General features: G+C 59.7%; 4 protein-coding genes, 3 pseudogenes and 1 other annotated feature. Of the genes and pseudogenes, 3 read left to right on the top strand and 4 right to left on the bottom strand.

Annotated elements, in window-relative coordinates:
- Positions 1 to 285, bottom strand: a 285-nt coding sequence (locus C1I89_RS31135; protein ID WP_258231564.1) for a DUF6094 domain-containing protein, incomplete at its 3' end; no start/stop codon positions are given.
- A 164-nt stretch (positions 286 to 449) separates the two neighbouring features.
- Here C1I89_RS31135 and C1I89_RS31140 point away from each other — a divergent pair.
- The 3 genes and pseudogenes from C1I89_RS31140 to C1I89_RS31150 all read left to right on the top strand — a co-directional run.
- Positions 450 to 1,204, top strand: a pseudogene (locus tag C1I89_RS31140) (IS3 family transposase); the annotation flags it as partial.
- Positions 743 to 859 (top strand) — a sequence feature (AL1L pseudoknot). It overlaps the preceding pseudogene by 117 nt.
- Positions 1,205 to 1,884: 680 nt before the next feature.
- Positions 1,885 to 3,402, top strand: coding sequence for a group II intron reverse transcriptase/maturase (gene ltrA / locus C1I89_RS31145; RefSeq protein ID WP_102776124.1), 1,518 nt, complete (start codon positions 1,885 to 1,887; stop codon positions 3,400 to 3,402).
- Between the two features lie 83 nt (positions 3,403 to 3,485).
- Positions 3,486 to 3,986: pseudogene (locus C1I89_RS31150) on the top strand (IS3 family transposase); the annotation flags it as partial.
- Here the strand turns inward: C1I89_RS31150 and ltrA (C1I89_RS31155) are convergent.
- The 3 genes and pseudogenes from ltrA (C1I89_RS31155) to C1I89_RS31165 form a co-directional block, all read right to left on the bottom strand.
- Positions 3,983 to 5,683 carry a group II intron reverse transcriptase/maturase gene (ltrA, locus tag C1I89_RS31155; protein WP_102776167.1) on the bottom strand — a complete coding sequence of 567 codons (1,701 nt, stop codon included), beginning with the start codon at positions 5,681 to 5,683 and terminating at the stop codon, positions 3,983 to 3,985. The pseudogene C1I89_RS31150 and the gene ltrA (C1I89_RS31155) overlap by 4 nt on opposite strands.
- Positions 5,684 to 6,165: 482 nt before the next feature.
- Positions 6,166 to 6,426, bottom strand: a complete 261-nt coding sequence (locus C1I89_RS31160) for a hypothetical protein (RefSeq protein WP_094840514.1) — start codon at positions 6,424 to 6,426, stop codon at positions 6,166 to 6,168.
- A 476-nt stretch (positions 6,427 to 6,902) separates the two neighbouring features.
- Positions 6,903 to 7,228 (bottom strand): annotated as a pseudogene (locus C1I89_RS31165) (hypothetical protein); the annotation flags it as partial.

Below are 7,228 nucleotides of genomic sequence, written 5' to 3' on the forward strand. Positions count from 1 at the left end.
GAGCCAGAGCAGCCCGAACGACTGCTTGGAGATCATCGCGTCCATGAGGTCCGCGTGCAGGCAATGATCGACCAAGCCGCGGGCATGGCGTGCCCGCTCGGCGTCGAACTCGACCGCGAACGCCTTTACCTGCTCGCGCCCGAGGGCATGAGCAGCTTCGGCGATCGCCACGCCTTCGCCTGCGCAGGGATCGAGGATGCACATCGACCCGTCGCTGGGCATCAGTGCGTTGAGGGCTCTTTCGAGCGTGGGTTCATCCGTGGGGAAGTAGTCGGGTAGGGACAGGCCATTGCTGGCCCATCCCCCCCTAAGAACCGTACGTGAGAGTTTCCCCTCATACGGCTCAAGCCTTTCAAAGCTCGCTTTCGCGAACCGGCTTCACTACCTTCAAACCTTGGACATGTAGCTGAATCGCCCCGGGTATCGCGGAGGCTCCAACTCTTGAGAGAATGCGAGCCATGAGCAAGAACAACGCGAACAAGTTTTCCCCGGAAGTGCGCGAGCGCGCGGTGCGCCTGGTGCAGGAGTCCCGCAGCGAGTACCCGTCGCTATGGGTGGCGGTCGAGTCCATTGCGCCCAAGATCGGCTGCTCGGCGCAGACGCTGCTGACCTGGGTCAAGCGGCATGAAGTCGACAGCGGGCAGCGCCATGGCATGACCACCAGCGAGCGCGAGCGGATCAAGGCCTTAGAACGAGAGGTGCGCGAACTTCGCCGTGCCAACGACATTCTGCGTACGGCCAGCGCTTTTTTCGCGCAGGCGGAGCTCGACCGCAAGCTGAAGTCGTAAACACCTACATCGACCGGCACCGGGAGGTCTACGGGGTCGAGCCGATCTGCAAGGTGTTGCAGGTTGCCTCGTCGGCCTATCGGCGCCACGCCGCGCGGCTGCGCGATCCATCGCGGCGCAGCGACCGCGCTCGGCGTGACGAACATCTGAAGCCGCATGTCCATCGGGTCTGGCAGGAGAACCATCGCGTGTACGGCGCTGACAAGGTCTGGCGGCAACTGAACCGCGAAGGCGTGGCGGTTGCCCGTTGCACGGTCGAGCGCTTGATGCGCGCCCAGGGCCTGCAAGGCGTGCGGCGCGGCAAGCGGTTGCGCACCACAGTTCCCGACGATGCGGCCACCCAGCCGCTGGATCGCGTCAACCGGCAGTTCCGGGCGGATCGGCCGAACCAGCTCTGGGTCTCGGACTTCACCTACGGTACGCCCAGCCAGCGTGGCCCGCCCGTATGGGGGTGAAACTGCTTGAGCATGTTTGGAATGCAGTACCCGGAGGAGTTGACGTTGTAGTACCGGGGCATGCCCTTCCTCTGCTGCGAGAGGAAGTGAGCCGAAGCGGCGGTGACTTGCCGACACTGGCAAGGTGACGTAGTCCGTGGGAAACGGGGCTTGCGGCGAAGCGGTTACGCCAAGATGAGCCTCCAGGCTGAGCATGGGACGGTTGAGGAACACGAACCTGTTAAACCGCATCTGAGGGTTGAAATGTCACCCCTGCCCACACCGCTTTACGGGCAGGACGCGAACTGTTGCCGGTCACACGTATGGCCCGGCGGCACGATTGCTGACCGGACAGGTAAGCTGATCAGCAAGGGTCCACGGGGAGCGCGCAGCTAGACCGTGGTGTTCGCGACGACTTGCGGCAAGCAAGGATAAAGACTGCGACAGGCAGCCTCGCCCATGCGTTGAGTCCAGCATGTGAACTGGGGAAGGCTTGCACAGATGTTAAGGGAGTGTGCCCCCGATGATGTGCGAGCTGGCGGAGCCTCCGTAGTAGTCCGAGACCGGGAAAGCCGGTCACATGGCGAAGGGAGGCAGTTGAAGTGGTTTGCTTGGTTGATTAACTGACCACAGTGAGGTGAAGACCTTTGATAATCAGTGAAATGCAAAGCAAACTGGCGGCATGGTCGACGGAGAACAAAGAGCGCAAGTTCGATCGTCTCCTGAGACTGATTGCTGACAGGGATTGGCTGAGCGAAGCGGCTCGCATTACGCTGGCATCCAGCGGAGCCCGCACACCGGGAGTGGACGGTGTTGACAAGCGCATGATGGAAGCGAATCTCCAGCATGAACTGGCGACGATACGCGACGAACTGTTGGCGGGCTCGTATAGTCCGCTGCCTGCGCGGCGCGTGTACATACCGAAGGCGAACGGCAAGCTCAGACCGCTCGGCATCCCTTGTCTACGGGATCGAATTGTGCAAAGGGCCATGCTGATGGCGATGGAGCCGATATGGGAGAGTGATTTCCATCCGGCTTCATATGGCTTCAGACCGGCCCGAAGCGTACATCACGCGATTCGCACGGTGAAGCTTCAGTTGCAGGATGGTGACGAACACAGTGTTGCCGGACGCTGGGTTATCGAGGGCGACCTCGCCAGCTACTTCGACACCGTTCATCATCGTCTGCTTCTGAAGGGAATCCGCAAGCGCATTGCCGATCAGCGCTTCCTTGCCCTGCTCTGGAAGTTCATCAAGGCGGGCTGCGTTGATCGCGATCTGTTTCGCGCTGCAAGCGAGGGGGTTCCCCAGGGCGGTGTCATCTCACCGCTCCTATCCAACATCATGCTGCACGAATTCGACGCGTGGATGGAGAAGAACTACCTGAGCAAGAAGGTGCGGAAGGATCGGTGGGCGTGGAACTTCGCCATTCTCAAGCAGCGTCCCATTACTGTACGAGAAAACCGGCAGTGGAAGCCAGCGGTTTCTTACTGTCGGTACGCGGATGACTTTGTGATCGTGGTCAAGGGAACGCGAGCGCATGCCGAGGCAGTACGCGAGGCGTGCAGGCAATTCCTTGAAGGCGAACTGAAGCTCACACTGAATATGGAGAAGACCCATATCACGCACGTGAACGACGGCTTCGTCTTCCTCGGTCACCGGATCATTCGTAAGCGCGGACCACGCGGCCGCATGCGGCCGGTGACGACGATTCCGTGGGAGAAGTATCGGGGCTTCGCCGAGCGGTTAGTCAAACAACTGTCGGGCAATTACGGCATGAACCGGATGGACCTGATGGAGAGCCTGAATCGGCAGATTGCCGGCTGGGCCGCCTTCTATCAATACACTGACTACACGGCCACCATGTTCAGAAAACTTGACCGGACCGTGTTCTGGAAGTTCGGATATTGGCTCGCGCGCAGGTATCGGCGCGGGTTCAGGTCGCTGATGCGCGATCATGTGCGGGCGCCAGAACGGGGACAGGCCAAGACATGGCTGCTTCATGGCCAGAATAGTCGGGGTTGGTACGGGGCGGTGGCGCTTCGGCGTCTTGTTACCAGCCGGAAGGGGCAATTCAGGTGGCGTAACCCGTCGGAGAATCCGTACATCCTGCGCGATGAGGCACGCAGTACCATCGAGTCACGCTATCCCGATGTCGCCTTTGCTATGAGCAACGCTTGAACGGAGAGCCGGATGCGCTGAGAGGTGCAAGTCCGGTTCGGGGAGGAGAGGCCGGGAGATAGCTCGACTACGCCCGGTCTCTTACTCCACTCTCGACATGGCAGGGCTGGCTGTACGTGGCCTTCGTCATCGACGTCTACGCCCGGCGCATCGTCGGCTGGCGCGTGAGCAAGTCCATGACGACGGACTTCGTACTCGATGCGCTGGAGCAGGCCCTGTATGCTCGTCAGCCCGGCAATGACGGTTCTCTGACCCATCACTCCGATAGGGGATCGCAATACGTGAGCATCCGCTATAGCGAACGGCTGGCCGAGGCCGGCATCGAGCCCTCGGTCGGTAGCCGGGGCGACAGCTACGACAATGCCTTGGCCGAGACGATCAACGGCCTGTACAAAGCCGAACTGATCCACCGTCGTGCGCCCTGGAAAAGCAGGGAATCCGTCGAGCTGGCCACCTTGGAATGGGTCGCCTGGTTCAACCATAAACGCCTGCACTCATCGATCGGCTATATCCCGCCCGCCGAGGCTGAGGCAAACTACTACAGCCAACTCGACAGAACCGCCGAAGAGGCCGGTTTACTTTAACCAAATGGCCTCCGCGAAACCCGGGGCGATTCAAGCTGGTTATGGCAGTTTGGATGAAGCAGAACCAAGTTTTCCAAAGTGTTCTTTCCGCCATCAACCCGACGTTGGATATGGTGGGCATGCCAACCGGTCTCCTTCGTGATGGGCTGCTCGCAGATCAAGCACTTTCCATCCTGCGCAAGCCATAGTTTGACGAGCTTCCTGCGCTCGTGCAGGGACTGGACCATCTTCTGGCTCAAGCGAGCTTCAAAGTAGCTTTCCCATTCGGGATCGAACGGGTTGGCTAGGCCATTGACCTTGACGTGGCGTCGTATCTTGGTATCCGCCGCTATGCGCAGCATCTTCCATTTCACGTTGCCGTCAGGGAACCTCTGACCATCGTCCGCAGCAAACACCCAATTCCTGTTGCCTATCCGGTGGAAGTACCTTTCCTTAACCCAATAGGCCCCTTTCTTTGGATGCCGCCGCCTGCACCAGCGCCATAGGCTGCGCCATATGACTGCATCGACGCGAGTAAACGTCTGGGATGAAGCATCGGCACTGTGAAATTCCGCCCAACCCTTGATGCGTGGATTGAGCATGCCGATGAGGTCGTCTTGTTTCACTGCCTTGTTGGCACGGATCAAACCTCGGATCGAATCTAGAAAAGCCTTCGTGTTCTTCTTCGATGGCTGGGTCAGGCACACCCCGTTGAACTTGCGGATGTTCTTGCCCAGGAAGTCGAACCCTTCCGAGATATGAGTAACGCGAGTCTTCGCTTTCGAGATGTTGAGGCCCCTGGCGGCAAGAAACTTCTCCACCAGTGGCAGCACCTCTATTTCGAGTAGCTCACGCGAGTACCCCGTGACGATGAAGTCATCGGCGTAACGAACGAAGTTCACCTTCGGATCGTAGTGCTTGTTCTGGCGCCTCGTCCTGAAGAACGATTTGCCAAGAACCTCTTGCAATCCATCCAGCGCCATGTTCGCCAGCACCGGGGAGATGATCCCCCCTTGTGGAGTACCTGCCTCCGTCGGGAACAAACTACCGCTCTCGACGTATCCGGCCTTGAGCCAGCTTTTGAGGATCGCCTTGTCCATCGGAATGTTCTCGGCGAGCCAATCGTGGCTGATGTTGTCGAAACACCCTTCGATATCGGCTTCAAGGACCCACTCCGCAGAGCGTTTCCAAGCCAGCACCGTGTGGCATTGCCTGATGGCGTCTGCCACACTTCGGCCGGGGCGGAACCCGTAAGAGTCCTTATCCCCGGTCGTCTCCGCGATGGGTTCGAGAGCCAGCAGGTATAGTGCCTGCATAGCCCTATCCCTCATCGTGGGAATACCGAGAGGCCGCTTCTTGCCATTGGCTTTTGGAATATAGATCCGCCGTAACGGGCGGGGTCGATAGCCATGACGGCGAAGGGACAACACTGCTTCGGATTTGGTCTCCGGCGTTGACCACGTGACGCGATCCACACCAGGAGTCCTCTTTCCTTGGTTTTCAGTAACTCGTTTGACGGCCAATGCTTTGCCGCTGAACGAGTGGGTCAGAATCCACTGCAAGGATTTCGCCTTGCCGTATTTTCCTTCCCGAGTCGCCTTTACGATACGCGCTTGGAGCCTTCGCACTTCACGGTGACACTTGGCCCAGTCGATGCTGTGCCATGTGACCGATTCGTGTGAGGGCGCACCCGCGCAAGCAATTTCTTGCGTAGTCATCTGCAATTCCCTCTTATAGAAGGTTGGACAAGTTTTCTCGTAGAGAAAGACCAAGTGGAAGTCTGCTCGCTTTCGCGCAGGATGATGTTGCCTTGCGGCTCAATCCCTATCCGTCCCATTACAGGACGGCATTCGCCTTTTCCACATTCCTCTACCCGCACCACCAACAGCATTCCTTACGGTCTGCCTGCCCCGAGGGGCGGTGGTACGGGCTTACCGTGTTCCACGTGAGTAACAAGAGCGAGTTAGGTTCTGCCTTTTCACCGGTAGTCGTGATGTCCGCGCAACCCCAAACGGACGAGGGTTGACCGACTACGTTGCCTTTTGGCCCAAGCCTGTCAGCATCTTTGGCTTNGGGGCATTCGTCGATGCGGTAAAGCGTGGTGGAAGAAGTGTCTGCGGGCATGGTGGTGTCCTCGGATGAACGGGAACAGCACCGCCCGCTGGGGCAAGTACTGCCCCAAGGGGTGGAAGAAAACCGCTCAGTCCGGCTCGAACTGCCGGGTGTGCGGGTTGAAGTGAAGTGCCTCGTCCACCGCGGTAATCGGCGTGAAGCCGTCCAGGTAGATGTTGTTGAGGTACTGGTCGCGGTAGGTCAGTGCCTGCCGCGCCTGTTCCTCGGTGAGGCCATTGCCGATGAAGTACTCCTGCATTTCCTCGTCGGAGGACACTTCGTCGTTGGACAAACTGCCTTCAACGAGTTTCAGCAGCGAGGGCGGAAGCGCGGCCAGGATCGGGTCCATGTCGGTTCCTCCTGGCTCAGACCAACAGCGCTGCGGCGGGTGCCGTGGAAGCCGTCGGTGTGCGCCGCCGCGCGTGGTGGGCGCGAACGCCTGCACGCCATNTGTTCGCTATTACAGTGTTTATCAGCAGTTCACTTGCGTTAACCATGTCGCTCAGCCTAGCGACCCATCCGCCTTGATGCTGGCAGATTTGGCCCTCCCTCGCGGAAGGACCTTTCCCTCATGGGAGGTCTACATTGTCCCGACAGCTTCACACCACCTCGTTGCCGAAGTCGCATGTGTCGGTAGGCTACTGATAGCGGAATATCAGGTCTCGCTAACCCCGAGGGGCTGAGACAATTACTCACGTGACTTCACGTCACACCCCGTTTTTCACGAAATTGCGGGCGAGCCGCGGGAACATGAGGGCCATGGAAGTCTCCTGGTTGGCGGGGATGAAAGGCGGAAGCACGCCGAGGCGTGCTTCCGCGGGTGGGTCAAGCCGCTACCGCATCCGGCGTCCAAATCTTGGCCGGATAGGGATAGGCGGTGAGTACGTCACTGCGGATCAAGGAGCCCAGCGCCAGGGTCAGCGCCGGCACGTCGATGGCGAGCCGATGACCCTCCAGTGGCCCGAGGGCGAACGGAAGGCGGGCCAGCATCTCGCGGGTTTGCAGCAGTTCCAGCACGGTCTCGCGCCAGTGATCGAGCAGCGGCAACGGGCAGGTGTCCCGCACCAGCGTCCACATGCGGTCAAGCCGGTGGGCGTTGCCGCGTGGCAGCAGTGCGAGCGCGCTGGCGTTGGCCTTGTCGGGCTTCACGC

The organism is Achromobacter pulmonis, assembly GCF_002885955.2.
Classification (GTDB): Bacteria; Pseudomonadota; Gammaproteobacteria; order Burkholderiales; family Burkholderiaceae_B; genus Achromobacter; species Achromobacter pulmonis_A.